Raw genomic sequence first — 12931 nt, forward strand, 5'->3', positions numbered from 1 at the left:
GATCGTCACGCCGCAATTGCATACATCGGAGTGGTGCGGCCGAGCCCGCCGTGCAGGTCGCGCATGCGCTCGAACCACTCGACCACCGGATCGTCGCGCTCCAGCAGCGGCAGCGTCGTCACCGAGGCGACCCAGAAGAGCACGCCCGCGGCGATGTAGTCGGCGTACCCCGCCTGTTCGCCGGACAGGAACGGCTGGCCCTGGACCGCGAAGGTGATGCGCAGCGGCTGGAGGCGCGAGCGCAGGTCGGGGAGCCGCTCCTCGCGGCCCTCGGTTGCGGCCTCGAGGCTACGGCCGAGCCGCTGCTCGCGGTTCTCGCGGAAGTACGCGCGATCTTCGGGCCGCGCGTGATCGTGGATGTCGAGGGCGACCATCGGGAACAGCTCGGACACGAAGGCGCCGAACAGCCACGCCTCGGTGAATCGACAGAGGGCGCGCTCGGCTGGCCCTTCGAACAGGCGCGGGCGATCGGGGTAGCGGGCGTCGAGGTAATCGGCGATGGCCCACGAGTCGGGGACGACGTGGCCGTCGTCGTCGAGGATCGGCACGGTCCTGTGACCGCCGCCGTACAGCCGCGGGATGTCGAGGAAGCCCTGCGGGCGGGCCTCGAACTCGAGGCCCTTGTGGGCCAGCGCGAACTTGCTGCGCCAGCAATAGGGGCTGATTCGGCGATCGTCGAGGCAGGCGAGGTCGTGGAGGATTCGTGGCACGATGCGCCATGGTGGCGGAAGCGGCGACGGCGGACAAGCGCGCAGTGGCGCCGACCTCGCCGGGCGACACGCGCGGTCCGGCAGGTCGCGGACTCGCCCGCGCGCGCCCGTGAGGCGCCGCTCGCCGTGCGGACGGGCGCCGCGCCGACGAGGCTCCGCTACCCTTGGCCGGACATGCCGACGCGCTCGCAGCAGGCGCAGGTGCTGGCCGGCCGGCTGGAGAGAGACCAGCAGGTGATCATCGACCGCTGGCTGCACCGCCTGCAGGTGTCCGACCCGGCCAAGCTGCCGCTGCCGACGCCGGAGCTGGTCGACAGTCTGCCGGAGTTCCTGGCCCGGCTGGCCGCGGCGCTGCGCCGCGGCGCGTCCGACGACGAGGCGGGCGAGGCCGGCGGCGAGCCGCCGTGGTCGACTGCGACGGTGGCCCGCGAGCACGGGACGCAGCGGTACCGCCACGGCTTCGACATCCGCGCGGTCGTCGACGAATACGGGATCCTCCTCGACGTGCTGTTCGAGACCATCGCCGAGTCGATGCAGTGCATCGACCCCGGGAACTCGCGCGTGCTGGTCCACGCGGTCTCGCTCGGGGTCGCCGCCGCGGTCGATCAATTCTCGGCCGAGCGCGAGGCCGACGTGAACGCGGCCCAGCAGGCGCTGCTGCAGGCGCGCGAGTACGAGCGGCAGCTGATCGGCGTGGTGTCGCACGACCTGCGCAACCCGCTGTCGATCATCGTCCAGTGCGCGGAGTTGATCCGGCGGACCGAGCACCTGGCGACGCCGGTCTGCCGCCAACTGCAGCGCCTGCGCAACAACGCCGACCGGGCGATGCGGCTGATCGGCGATCTGCTCGACTTCACCCTCGAGCGCAATCAGGGGCGGATCCCCGTCAAGCCCGCGGCCGCCGACATGCGGCTGCTGCTGCGGGAAGTGATCGACGAGGCGATGCTGACGCACCCGGACCGCACGATCGAGCGCAGCGGCCCGGACACGCGAATGGTGGGTTGCTGGGACCCCGACCGGATCTCGCAGGTGCTGACGAACTTGCTGGACAACGCGCTCAAGTTCAGCCCGACTGGCTCGGTGGTGCGGGTCGAGTCGGGGATGACGGGCGATCGGGTGGTGGTGACCGTGCACAATTGGGGCGACCCGATCCCGCCGGCGCAGCTCGGCTCGGTGTTCGAGCCGTTCCACCGCGCGGACCCGGACGCGAACACCCGCGGGTCCCTCGGGCTCGGTCTGCACATTTCACGGCAGATCGCGCTGGGCCACGGGGGCGATCTGGCGGTCGAGTCGTCGGCGGAGGCCGGCACGCGCTTCACGCTGACGCTGCCGCGCGCGTGTACGCGGGGCGGGACGTCGTAGCCGAACTCGAGGTCGGCCTCGCCGTGCGTCGGCGGCCGGCGAGGCGCTCGACGGCCAGGACAATATCGTGGACCAGGCGAGCATGGCCGCGTGCAGGAAGCGCACGTCGGCGCCGCATGCCTCGAAAGTCTCGTCGGTGACAAGACAATGCACATTGACGAACAGGACGTCGCGGGTCTCGGAAGCGAGGACCTTCGACACCTCCACGTGCAGCAGCTTCGCACTCTTCTCGAGCCGGTCGCGCTTCGGCGGCGGTGCCTCGTGGTAGCGTCGCGCATGTCCTATTTCGCTTGCTCGCTGGAGCGCTCCACCATCGTCGCGGCGGTACTCTTCCCGACGCTCGCCTCGGCCGCGGTGCCGATCGGCGAGCCGGTCGGCTCGCTACCGACCCACAACGAGCGGGTCCTCGGCTTCATGACCAACCGGATCCGCGCCGACCCTGCCGCCGCCGACGTCCTGCCGAGCATGGACGGCAAGACGCCGTCGGGACGCCCGATCCCGCCGGCCACGCCGCCGCTCGAGCTCGTCGCCGACCTCGCACGCGCCGCTCGCTTTCAATCGACGCACATCGCCACCACCGACTGTCCGCTGTGCGTGGACCACTCGACCTGCTGCGCGCTCGCCGGCATGGACGACGACACCCACTGCGACGGGCCGGTGACCGACTGCGGCGTCACCAGCATGGTCGAGCGCTTCACCCACTTCTCAAACCGGGCCCACGGCGAGAACGGTGCGGAGGGCCACGGCTCGCCCGAACTGGCGATGCTGGGGTGGATCGGGTCCGACGCCCACTGGGGCTCGATCAACGGCGCCGGCACCACCGCGCTCGGTACCGGCGCTGCGCAGGGTTTCGGCAAGCCGGTGTACCACCTGGTCTTCGGAGCAGGTGGGACCTACCCGGTCGTCGGCGACGGCGTGCACTTCCGCGACATCATCCACGGCGCCTCCGGGCCGAAGATGCAGCCGGAGGACACCCCGACCTTCGGCATCACCTACGCCCTGCCTGGCGGCGGCCCGCCCGAGGTCGCCCAGGTCGTGCACTACACCGAGGGCGTCACGCCCGTGTGCGAGCCGCTGGCGCTGCGCCACGGTCAGCCCGAACAGGGCACCTACGAGGCAGTGCTCTCGCCCGGCCCCGGCTGTCACCGCTACTTCTTCCACATCGTCGACGGCCAGGGCGTCGAGCGCCTCTACCCGACCACCGGCACGCTCGGCTTCCCGCTCCTCTCGCTCGGCGCCGACCCTGCCTCCTGCCCCGACTTCGAGCCCACCCGCGCCGAGGCCCCGTGCGCCGGTACGGCCCCCCAGGACACCACCGGCAGCGACACCGGCAGCGACACCGGCGGCGATACCGACGGCGGTGACGACGGCTCGAGCAGCGAAGCGAGCGAGACCAGCCCGACCGGCAACCCCACGAGCGACGGGCCGACCGGCGCCGCGACCGGCGACGATGCCACAGGCGACCTCACCGGCGCTGCGACGGCCGCCAGCACGACCGATCCGGCGACGGCAGGCGAGCCCGCGACCGGCGACTCCGACGCAGGCTGCGGGTGTCGCACCGAAGGCCGCGATCCGGGCGAGGGCGCCGCGTTCGCCTCGCTGATCGTGCTCACGGGCTGGTTGCTTCGCCGCCGCCGCGCCTGAGCTCGACGCGGAGCGCCCTGGCGATCGGGGCCGCCGAACTGCGCGCCCGGGAGCGCCAGCCATGGCCAGCCGCGCGGGTCGGCCGGGGCGCGGGCCGGCGGCTGAAGGATTGAGGGCGCGGGCCGCTGTACGCGGGCCGCGAGATCGTACCATCGCCGGAATGAGCCGAGGTCACGCGAGCAGAGTGATGGGGGTCGTCTCGGCGGGGTGGCTGCTCGGCGCCTGCGGCGGCGACAAGAGCACCAGCTCCGGGAGCGGAGCGAGCGAGGGGACGTCCACGAGCGCGAGCGAGGCCACCGAGAGCGCGTCGTCGGGCGCGGGGCCGACCACCGGGGAGGCCCAGTGGCGGCGGATCTGCGACGGCTCGCAGGAGCTGCGGCTGGCGGCGCGCAGGCTCACCGGCAGGTTCGAGTTGATCACGAGCATCGGCGTCGAGCTCGGCGCGAGTTATTTGTACGTCCGCGGTGATTGCCGCTACTGGGTGGCGAGCGAGTCGCGGCCGGAGCTGCCCGGGATGTTCGATCGGGTGAACTGGCAGGTCACGCGCACGGGCGTGTTGACGCCGGAGCTCGAGCAGGAGCTGTCGCAGTCGCTACTATTCGATCGATGGTCCGAGCGGGCGGGTGATTACGGCGATAACGACGAGGGGGCGGCCAACTACTTCTATTCGGACGGCGAGGCGAGCGTCCGCTGCGGGCATGATTGCTCGGGGGGGCAAGATCCGCCGCCGGAGCTCGCGGGCTTGAACGATGTGGCCGCCGCGTGGTTCGAGTCGCTGTGGGACGCGGGCGAGCCGATGGCGCCGGCAGATCCGGTGACTGTCGACCTCATCGCGCCGGAGGTCGAGGGCGACCTGCCCGTCACGGAGACGTGGACCTGCGCGGTGCCGTGGCCGTTCGACCTCGATCCTGCCAGCATCTCGCACGACGGGAAGACCGTGATCGAGCCGGTCGCCACGCGGCCCATCCACGACCCGGAGCTGGCGGCGGAGCTGCGGGCCCTGCGGGACGCGCTGTTCGTCGCGCCCGTGTTGGAGGCGTGCGACCCGCTGGCCGGCGGGGGCCCGCTCGCGTACTACCTGCCGTCGGCGCCGACCCTGCCGCTGCTGCTGTGGATCCGCGACCGGGTCCCGCTCGAGGCGGAGCTCGGCGGTATCACGTTGCCGTGGCCGCCGAAGCCGTGACCGTCAGCCCCACACCTCGGCGAGCGGGCCCTCGGCGACCCGCGTGGCGGGGTTGCTGTGGCCGAAGTCGTCGGTCGGCAAGCCGGCGCCGTGGAGCAGCGAGTTGAACATGTTGGAGGTCTGACGATTGTTCTCGTGACCGCTCTTCGGATAGGTGACGCTGCGGCCGTCGGTCTTGAAGCCCATGTTGTTGCCGCCGAGCAGCAGCATGGCCCACTCCTCGGAGTTGGAGTGGTGCTTCTCGCCGTTGTCGGACATGTAGAGCAGGAGGGTGTTGTCGAGCATGGTGCCGCCCTGCTCGGGGACGGCGGCGAGGGCCCGGGCCATGCGCGCCATCTCGGCGACGCCGCGGCTGGTGACCTCGTGCAGCACCTCGTAGAACGCGGGGCTCTCGCCGTGGCGCAGGTCGTGGCCGCCGATCACTTGCTTGCCGGGGTAGAGGTCGACGAGGCCGGGGTATTGCAGCGACCAGTAGTAGCTGCCGGCGCCGAACGAGACGACCGCGACGTTGGTCAGGCCGGCGATCAGCGAGGCGGTGGCGATGTCGGCCTGCAGGCGCAATTGCTCGAGCGGGTCGTCCGATGCGTAGGGGTCCGGGTCGGTCTCGCCGGGGCCGACCGGCTTGACGTTCAGCAGCGCGCCCTTCATCCCGAGGATCTGGTCGTTGCGGGCCAGCATGGTCAGCAGCGAGGCCTCATAGGTCTCGAGCTTGTCGCGCCCGCGCTTCGAGCCGCCGAAGTTCTTGAGCTCGCGGGTGACGTCGTCGAGCGCGAACTCCAGCAATTCCTTGCGGGTCTGGAACTCCTCGCCGGCCTGGCCGCTGGCGACCGAGCCGAACAGCGAGGCGAACGCGGCCGAGGGGCTGAGCAGCAGCGGCGCGGGCTTGCCGGCGTCGAAGGCACAGCTGGCGTAATTGAGGGGAGTCGTGGCCGCGCCGACGCCGATGCGGATGGCGTCGAACGGGGTGTTGCCGCGGACCTCGGGGATCGCGGACAGCACGGTCTCGATGGTCGGGCCGGCGGGGCCGCCGGCGGCCCGCGAGGCGCTCAGGGCCCCGAAGTCGGTCGAGTGGCCGCCGCCGAGGTAGGCGGCCGACAATCCGAGCACCAGGCAGGCGCGCTCGACCAGCGAGATGTCCTCGTCGAGGCCGGCCAGCGCGCCCAGCGAGCGCGCCTCGCTGAGCGGCGCGCCGGGAATGATCACAGGATCGTCGTGGCCGTAATCGCGGCTGCTCTCGATCGGCTTGCCGGCGAATCCTTCGAGCGTCTCGAGCGTCAGCGGGTCGCGCACGCACGACGGGCGGATGCCGTTGCCCTCGAGGAAGATGACGACGCGGCGCGGGTCGCCGTCGGCGGCGCGGGTGCTGCGGCCGGTCAAGGCGGCGCCGCCGAACAGGCCGGCGCCGGTCAGAAGGCCCGCGGTGGTGAGGAAGTTACGACGCGTGAACATGGTGGGTCTCCTGGTCGTCGCCGCTCACTCGGGCACGCGGTACTGGAAGCTGTCGCTGTTGAACAGGGCGATCAGCAGCTCGCTGAACGCGCCGCCGCTCTCGTCGTAGGCGGTCTCCATCGCCACGAGGGTGCAGCCGTCGTGCATGGTCTCCTCGCGGCCGGCGAAGAAGCGGAAGGCCTGGCGCATGAAGCAGCGCTTGGCGTACTTCGAGCCGGCGAGGCGCTGGCTGAGGTCGATCGCGCTGGTGACCGCGCCGTCGAGCTCGGGCGCCGGCATGTTGGCGAGCACGCTGGTGCCGTTCGGCGGGCCGCCGTGATCCTCGACGCGGAGGAAGCCGGCGTGGTTGTAGATCTCGAACGGGTAGCCGAGCGGGTTCATCATCTGGTGGCAACCGCTGCAGTACGCGTCGGCGTCGATCTGCTCGGAGATCCGCTGGCGCGCCGACTGCTCGCGCGACTCCTCGGACAGCATGGCGTCGACGTTGAGCGGCAGGTCCGGGATGTCCTGGCACAGCAGCTCCTCGCGGATCCACTTGCCGCGGTGGACCAGGTTGGGGTCGTTCTCGAACGACAGCGAGTGCGCGCCGAGCCACGCCGGGTGGGTCAGCACGCCCGACCGCTCGCCCTCCGGCAGCTCCTTCCAGCGGGCCTCGCGGGTCTGCGGGGTCACGGTCGGGACGTTGTAGACGCGGTTCATCTCGGCGGTCGACTTCCAGATCGAGGTCTCGCCCTCCTGATAGCCGCCGGTGGCCGGGGTGTAGAACATCCGCGAGGTCAGCAATTGCGTGTAGACGTCCTGGTCGCCGGCGATGATTCGCGCGATCATGTCGTCGAGCTGGGTGACGAGGGTGTTCTCGTAGCCGTAGATGCCGGAGACCGTGTTCTGGTAGCTGAACTCGACGATGCCGCCCATCCACCCCGAGGTCTTGGCGACCTCGACCTTCTCCGGCTTGTCGGCGAGGCCGCCGTAGCCGAGCCACTCGCGGAAGAAGGCGCGCACGCCGGTGGCCATCCAGTACTCGCCCTGGTTCTCCCACCAGCGCCCGTCGTGCGGCTCGAGCAGGAGGTCGCGGCGCTCCTCGTCGAGGCCGCCGAAGTGCGCGCGGACCAGGTTGGCGACCACCTCGGGGTCCTTGATCGTGCCGTCGGCGGCGGCGTCGAGGAAGTCGCCGAGGTCGCCGTCGATGTCGCCCTTGGTGAAGCCGGCCTCGTAGTTGCGATTGACGCTCGGGGTGCCGGCGGGGGCCCGCGTCAGCGCGTAGGCGATCGACTGCGCCAGCTCCCAGTCGCCGAGCCGCAGGCGGCCGTGCTCGTCGGGCTCGCCCGCGCCGAGCTCCGGCCGGTGCAGCGCGGCGGTGGTCATCCACGCGGCGGCGGCGATCCGCTTGATCGTCGCCGGCCGCGACTCGACGCCGCCCTCGGCCGCCAGCACCGACTGCGCGAACTCGCGGAGCGACGCGAATTGCTCGTCGCTCGCCGGGCGGTACACCGATCCGTATTCGAGGTAGCGGCGGACGAAGTAATCGACGCACTCGGGCGAGGGGGCGGCGTCATTCAGGAAGCACTGGCACTCGGGATCTTCGATCACCGTGCGCACGCGGCCGGCGTCCCACTTGCCGATCGTCCACGAGGTGCCCGAGCCGCCGACGACGTCGAGGTAGAGCGACAGGACGCTGGGGTCGAGCGCCTCGCCGTCGCTGTAGGTCGAATAGCGGTGAGCGGCCCGCGGGTACAGCGGGTTGTTGGCGAGGTTGGTGCCGGTCCAGCTGCCGACGCTGCGCGTCCACTCCTGCCGGTCGAGCAGCCGGACGTCGGCGGGCGGCAGGGCCGGGCGGTCGTCGCATGTGAACAGGGCGTTCTGATCGAGCGCGTTGCCGGACGGCTCGCCCGGGGGCTCGCCGGTGTCGCCGGTGTCGCCGGTGTCACCCGTCGCGCTGGTCCCGCTCGACGTCGGTCCCGGGCCGCTGGCGCCGGTGGTCGGGACGTCGGTGCCCGTGGCCGTGCCGGTGCTCGCGTCGGCGGTCGTGCCCGGGCCGCCGTCGCTCGCGACATCGCCGCCCTGCGGGCAGCCGAGCGCGACGAGCACCGGCAAGAGGAGCGATCGCTGGATCGTCGACAAGTTGCGCACGAAAGCGACATTATCACGCGAGCCCGCGCGTGAACGGCGGAGCGGCGCGCGAGGCCGGGAGTTTTGCCGAGGGTCGCGATTCCCGTGGGCGAGATGCTGAGGGCAACGCCGCGCGGGGCGGCGTACTTGATGACCTCTGCGCGCGAGCGAGTGCCCACATTCGCGGCGCGGCCGCGCGCGTCGGGATACGCGAGAGAGGGCGAATGTATCGAGCTGATGTCAACATGTCATGCCGCGACGTGAGGGGAGGCCATCGGAAATCGGCTGCCGGGTCATTCGACGGTGATCCGCGAACATGGGGGACGGAATCGCGCATGTGGCCGAACGCCGCGGTCGGCGGCATCACACGCGGCTTCCCAGTCCGGCCGTCGCCGCGTATCTTTGCAGGCGCCTCCGCATGACCCAGATCGAGAACCTGTCACCGTTCGCCGCGACCAGCTTGCCGTCGCTCGGCTTTGACGATCAGCGGCTCGTGGTCGTCGTGGTCGCAGGGCGGTTCTACATGCCACTGCCTGGCTCGGACGCGCCCGACGAGCCGGTGTTGGCCCATGAGCAACGGCCGGTTCCGCTCGCCGACGAATACTGGGGGATGCCTGGCGCCTCGAGCTTGCGGTGTGAAGGTCAAACCACCCATATCAGGCCCGGTACGGACATCTATGTCGAGGGGCTGGCATGGGCTCCGGGCGGCCGACCGACCGAGTGCGCCACGGTCAGTGTATCGGTCGGCCCTTGTCACAAGGTCGCAACGGTGTTCGGAGATCGCGTTTGGCGTTCCGGGGTGGGTTCACCGGCGGTCTCCAGTCCGCTGCCCTTCACATCCGTACCTTTGGTCTACGAGCGTTGCTTCGGCGGCGCTCCGGGCAACGTCACCGGTTCGGCAGCGCTCGCGTCTGAACGGAACCCTGTCGGTCAGGGGCTCTACCTGCGGGCGAAGGATGCGATCGACCAGCCCTTGCCAAATATCGAGGACCCCCGCCAACAGATCGGGTCGCTGGCCGATCATCCTCGACCGTCGGGTTTCGGCCCCATTTCTCGTCATTGGCGACCGCGTCGCGATTATGCTGGCACTTATGATGATGCATGGTGCCGGATGCGAGCACCATTGTGGCCGAAGGACGTGGACCCTCGGCTGATGAACGCGGCGGCTTCGGGGCTCGTGGCTAATCCGGCGCTGAAAGGGGGAGAGGTGGTGCGGCTGTTGGGCATGCACCCCGACGGCGCGATCATGTTTTCCTTGCCACGATTGGCCCTGCAAGCTAAATTCATGATGCGGCGCGGGAGCAGCCGGATGCGCATGCAACTCGACGGCATACGGCTCGAGCCTGAAGATGGTAGCTTCACACTCTATTGGCGGGCTGCGATGGCAGTTGAGCCGGATCCTTTTGAACTTGAACACATTGTGGTTCGGCAACTCGATGCGTGGGAGCGGGGATGATGGCAACCGAGGCCCGTGTGATCGCTTATGGCATGGCTTGCCCGCTGGGGCTCCGCGCGGACGCTGCACTGGCGGCCATGTATGCCGGCGTCAACCGGTTCACCGAGTCCGAGATGGTGCTCGACGCTACAGGCGAGCCCGTCCGGGCCTCATTGTTTCGCCGGCTTGCGCAAGTGCTGTCGCGCACCGAGCGGGCAGAATTTTGGGCCCGGCGCGCGTTCAGCGAGGTCGTTCCCACGCTCGTCTCGTCAGGGATAAGTGCCGTCCCTTGTTTCGTCGCTTCGCCGCAGCTTGGTCTCGGGCCGGCGGTCGACCTGAGGGTCGTCCATCGAAGTCTCACGGATGTCGCGCGGCGTGGCGGTGGAACTCTGGCGCTCGAATGGCACACGTCGAGCCCGGCGGCCACAGGACGAGCAGGCGCGTTCATCGCCTTGCACGCGGCTCTCGAGTTGCTCGCACGCGGCGGGTGCCCCTTGGTGTTGGTGGGAGCGTTCGACTCCTGCGTCGATCCCGCCACGTTGCGAGCTCTGAGCGACGCGAACCGTTTGCTTGGCCGTCGCAACCCGGACGGCTTGCTGCCCGGCGAGGGCGCGGCTTTCGTGGTGTTGACGCGGGCACACCAGGGTTCGAGCGTCCCGGCGCTCGGGCATGTGACGAACTGCGCCCTAGCCCGTGAACCGCATCCACGAGGGCTAGGCGGACCTTACGTGGCCGCTGGGCTCACGGACATTCTGCGAGAGTTGCGGCAGGAACGCCGCGACCGGGTGGATGTCGTGATCTCGGCCCAGACAGGCGAGGGGTGCTACGGACGCGGGTTCTCGTACGCGTACTTGCGCAATACGGCCCTGATGCCGGAACCCCTCTGCGTCAGTACTCTTGGAGCATCGCTCGGGGACGCGGGCGCCGGGGCGGGCGCCATGGCGCTTGTCGTCGCGGTCGCAGGGCTGCAAGCTGGACCTGTGCCCGGCCGCCCGCCCCGGCATCGCTCGGCGCTCGTCTACGGCGAGTCCGACGATGGAGCGGTGGGAGGGTGTATCATCGAGACTGTGGCTCAGGGGAGGCGAAGATGAGCGAAGTTCACGCCAACGGCCGATCGATTTTACACAAGGGCGACGGGCTCACGCAGATCTCAGGGCCGCCCGACGTCTGCAAGACTCCGTCGCCGGGCGGGCCCGTCCCGATCCCCTATCCCAACATCGCCATGGACAGCGATCTGGCCCAGGCTACCAAGGCGGTGAAGATCGGCGGCAATCCGGTCGCTCACGAGGGCTCGAACCTCCGCACCAGCACAGGCGACGAGGCTGGCACCGCGGGTGGCGGCATCATGTCTTCCAAGACAAAGGGCAAGCTCACCTTCGGGTCCTCCAGTATCGACGTGAAATTCGAGGGCAAGGGCGTCGCGCGGTTCATGGATGTGACGCACCACAACGGCAACACTTTCAATACGTCGCTCGTCGCCAAAGGTGAGGTGGGCTATGGCGACGATCCAATCGACGGGGAAGAATGTATCATCTGCGAGGAGGCCAAGAGCAAACACAAGTTGGTGCCGGCCGACGACGTGGTGAAGAAAGCCAACGACTTGCGCGCGGCGCTGCAGGACAAGAATGGCGCCTTCGCGAAAGCGTTCGTGACGAAATCGGGATCGGCGACGCCGCTCAAAAAAGGAGTCATGATCGGAGTCTTGTCATGTCAATGCGAGGCTCGCAAGCAGTACGCAGGGTTGGCGGGTGGAAAATACGACGACGGTCAGTATAAATTGTCGGCGGACGCGTTCGAGGTCGAGGCGGGCAACTTGGGGCTGGTTCCGGTGGTGACCATGCCGACTCCACCCCCGAGAACTGGATTTGCCTCGCCCACTGGACCGAGCGGTTTTGGCACCATTTCCGAACCTCAATGGAGCGATACCCTGCAGCGAGTCGCGGAGGCTCACAACGAGCGTGGTCGGGGCAATCCACCGCTCTTTTGCGCCGCGCCCAAGATGATTCAGAAGTGCCTCGCGGATGGTCACAAGCCGGGGACTCTGATCGAGATCTGGGTCTCAATGAAGAGTGACTCGACAGTGGCTGTGTCATCCATCTTCGGACTGGTGGCTGATCGCTCTACCACTCCACCGACCGTTTCCGGAGAGTGGATGAAGAACAAGGAGTTCGGCGACGGAGACACGGTGCCGTCCTGCACTACTTGCCAGGTTATTTGCACCGGGATGGTATGTAGGCTAGGACAACCCCCTTGCCCCTGAGAGCACCATGCGAGACCTCATTCAATTCCTCGCTGCCTACCAACCCAAGTATGCAGAAATTGTCCGGGGTTATCCAGAATCTCGGATCGCGCAGCTCGAGCACGCCCTGGGCCGGTCGGTGCCGAATGCTTATCGTGACTTCTTGGCCACTGCGGCGGCGAACCTCGGCTTTCGTGTCGACGAGGTCACCTTCGACCTTGACGAGGTCATCGAGCTCGCGGAGTTCAAGCGGGATACGATGCCCGCGCATATCTATCCGATCGCGGTCAACGACGTGCAGCCGATGTCGGACTACTATTTGGACGTCTCCAGGGCGCCGCGCGCGGGCGATGGTAGGGTGGTCAGCTTCCCGTCCGGGAGCCTGTCCTTCGGCCAGGGGCGCGACGAATATTCGAGCTTGCGAGACATGCTCTTCGCCACCGGCTTCCGCGAGGTCCGAATGCTGACGCTGCCGTGTCGAGAGTCCGTAACATGGTCGTCCGCCGACTTCGCGGAGCCTCGCCAGGCTCCTCGTCGGGGCGAACTCGACAGGATCCTCTCACAACTGGGATTGGGCAGGCTCGGGGTCACCAGCGAGGCCAATGCGCTTCATGAGCGTGGTGATTGTGCGGCGATCGTCTACGAGTTGCCGGAGTCGCCGGCGTTCATGGTCTTCATCGCGGGTGAGCAGCCCGAAGCGGTCGGCAGGGTCGCAGAGGCGCTCTGCGACGGATTGCGAGGTCACGGCAAACGCAGAGCATTGCCGCCTCCGTGAGCTGTCCTTCGCCTCCGGCACGTTC

10 protein-coding genes are annotated in these 12931 nt (G+C 69.0%); 7 read left to right on the forward strand and 3 right to left on the reverse strand.

Going from position 1 to position 12931, the window contains the following annotated elements; all coding sequences use genetic code 11:
• Positions 1-5 precede the first annotated feature (5 nt).
• The gene (locus O0S08_RS05635) at positions 6-710 is read right to left on the reverse strand and encodes a glutathione S-transferase N-terminal domain-containing protein (RefSeq protein WP_269037971.1); all 705 of its coding nucleotides are present in this window, start codon (positions 708-710) and stop codon (positions 6-8) included.
• Between the two features lie 174 nt (positions 711-884).
• Between O0S08_RS05635 and O0S08_RS05640 the strand changes: the two genes are divergently transcribed.
• The 3 genes from O0S08_RS05640 to O0S08_RS05650 all read left to right on the forward strand — a co-directional run bounded on the left by O0S08_RS05640 (position 885) and on the right by O0S08_RS05650 (position 4899).
• Positions 885-2072 (forward strand): sensor histidine kinase, encoded by a 1188-nt coding sequence (locus tag O0S08_RS05640; protein ID WP_269037972.1) that lies wholly within the window; start codon positions 885-887, stop codon positions 2070-2072.
• Between the two features lie 276 nt (positions 2073-2348).
• Positions 2349-3716: an MYXO-CTERM sorting domain-containing protein gene (locus O0S08_RS05645; RefSeq protein ID WP_269037973.1), complete on the forward strand. Its 1368-nt coding sequence runs from the start codon at positions 2349-2351 to the stop codon at positions 3714-3716.
• 160 nt (positions 3717-3876) lie between these two features.
• Entirely contained in the window at positions 3877-4899 is a 1023-nt protein-coding gene (locus tag O0S08_RS05650) for a hypothetical protein (RefSeq protein ID WP_269037974.1), read from the forward strand.
• Between the two features lie 3 nt (positions 4900-4902).
• On the opposite strand, the gene O0S08_RS05655 is transcribed toward O0S08_RS05650, so the two are convergent.
• Positions 4903-6348 carry a DUF1552 domain-containing protein gene (locus O0S08_RS05655; protein WP_269037975.1) on the reverse strand — a complete coding sequence of 482 codons (1446 nt, stop codon included), beginning with the start codon at positions 6346-6348 and terminating at the stop codon, positions 4903-4905.
• 24 nt (positions 6349-6372) lie between these two features.
• Positions 6373-8478 (reverse strand): DUF1588 domain-containing protein, encoded by a 2106-nt coding sequence (locus O0S08_RS05660; RefSeq protein WP_269037976.1) that lies wholly within the window; start codon positions 8476-8478, stop codon positions 6373-6375.
• Positions 8479-8875: 397 nt separating this feature from the next.
• Here O0S08_RS05660 and O0S08_RS05665 point away from each other — a divergent pair, with 397 nt between their 5' ends.
• The 4 genes from O0S08_RS05665 to O0S08_RS05675 all read left to right on the forward strand — a co-directional run bounded on the left by O0S08_RS05665 (position 8876) and on the right by O0S08_RS05675 (position 12906).
• Positions 8876-9913 (forward strand): DUF2169 family type VI secretion system accessory protein, encoded by a 1038-nt coding sequence (locus O0S08_RS05665; RefSeq protein ID WP_269037977.1) that lies wholly within the window; start codon positions 8876-8878, stop codon positions 9911-9913.
• A gap of 113 nt (positions 9914-10026) precedes the next feature.
• Complete coding sequence (locus O0S08_RS51210; protein WP_371879598.1) at positions 10027-10983, forward strand: beta-ketoacyl synthase N-terminal-like domain-containing protein; 957 nt, start codon at positions 10027-10029, stop codon at positions 10981-10983.
• On the forward strand, positions 10980-12152 hold the full coding sequence (locus O0S08_RS05670) for a DUF4150 domain-containing protein (RefSeq protein WP_269037978.1): 1173 nt from the start codon (positions 10980-10982) through the stop codon (positions 12150-12152). The genes O0S08_RS51210 and O0S08_RS05670 overlap by 4 nt, the downstream gene beginning before the upstream one ends.
• Before the next feature lie 7 nt (positions 12153-12159).
• Positions 12160-12906 (forward strand): SMI1/KNR4 family protein, encoded by a 747-nt coding sequence (locus O0S08_RS05675; RefSeq protein ID WP_269037979.1) that lies wholly within the window; start codon positions 12160-12162, stop codon positions 12904-12906.
• The last annotated feature ends 25 nt before the right edge of the window (positions 12907-12931 follow it).

This window comes from Nannocystis punicea, assembly GCF_026965555.1.
Classification (GTDB): domain Bacteria; phylum Myxococcota_A; class Polyangia; order Nannocystales; family Nannocystaceae; genus Nannocystis; species Nannocystis punicea.

Excerpts from the sequence above, each read along its gene's own strand:
- O0S08_RS05665 (WP_269037977.1), top strand. The coding sequence starts at position 8,876 with ATGACCCAGATCGAGAACCTGTCACCGTTCGCCGCGACCAGCTTGCCG.
- O0S08_RS05650 (WP_269037974.1), top strand. The coding sequence starts at position 3,877 with ATGAGCCGAGGTCACGCGAGCAGAGTGATGGGGGTCGTCTCGGCGGGG.
- O0S08_RS05675 (WP_269037979.1), top strand. The coding sequence starts at position 12,160 with ATGCGAGACCTCATTCAATTCCTCGCTGCCTACCAACCCAAGTATGCA.
- O0S08_RS05645 (WP_269037973.1), top strand. The coding sequence starts at position 2,349 with ATGTCCTATTTCGCTTGCTCGCTGGAGCGCTCCACCATCGTCGCGGCG.
- O0S08_RS51210 (WP_371879598.1), top strand. The coding sequence starts at position 10,027 with ATGGTGCTCGACGCTACAGGCGAGCCCGTCCGGGCCTCATTGTTTCGC.
- O0S08_RS05640 (WP_269037972.1), top strand. The coding sequence starts at position 885 with ATGCCGACGCGCTCGCAGCAGGCGCAGGTGCTGGCCGGCCGGCTGGAG.
- O0S08_RS05655 (WP_269037975.1), bottom strand. The coding sequence starts at position 6,348 with ATGTTCACGCGTCGTAACTTCCTCACCACCGCGGGCCTTCTGACCGGC.
- O0S08_RS05670 (WP_269037978.1), top strand. The coding sequence starts at position 10,980 with ATGAGCGAAGTTCACGCCAACGGCCGATCGATTTTACACAAGGGCGAC.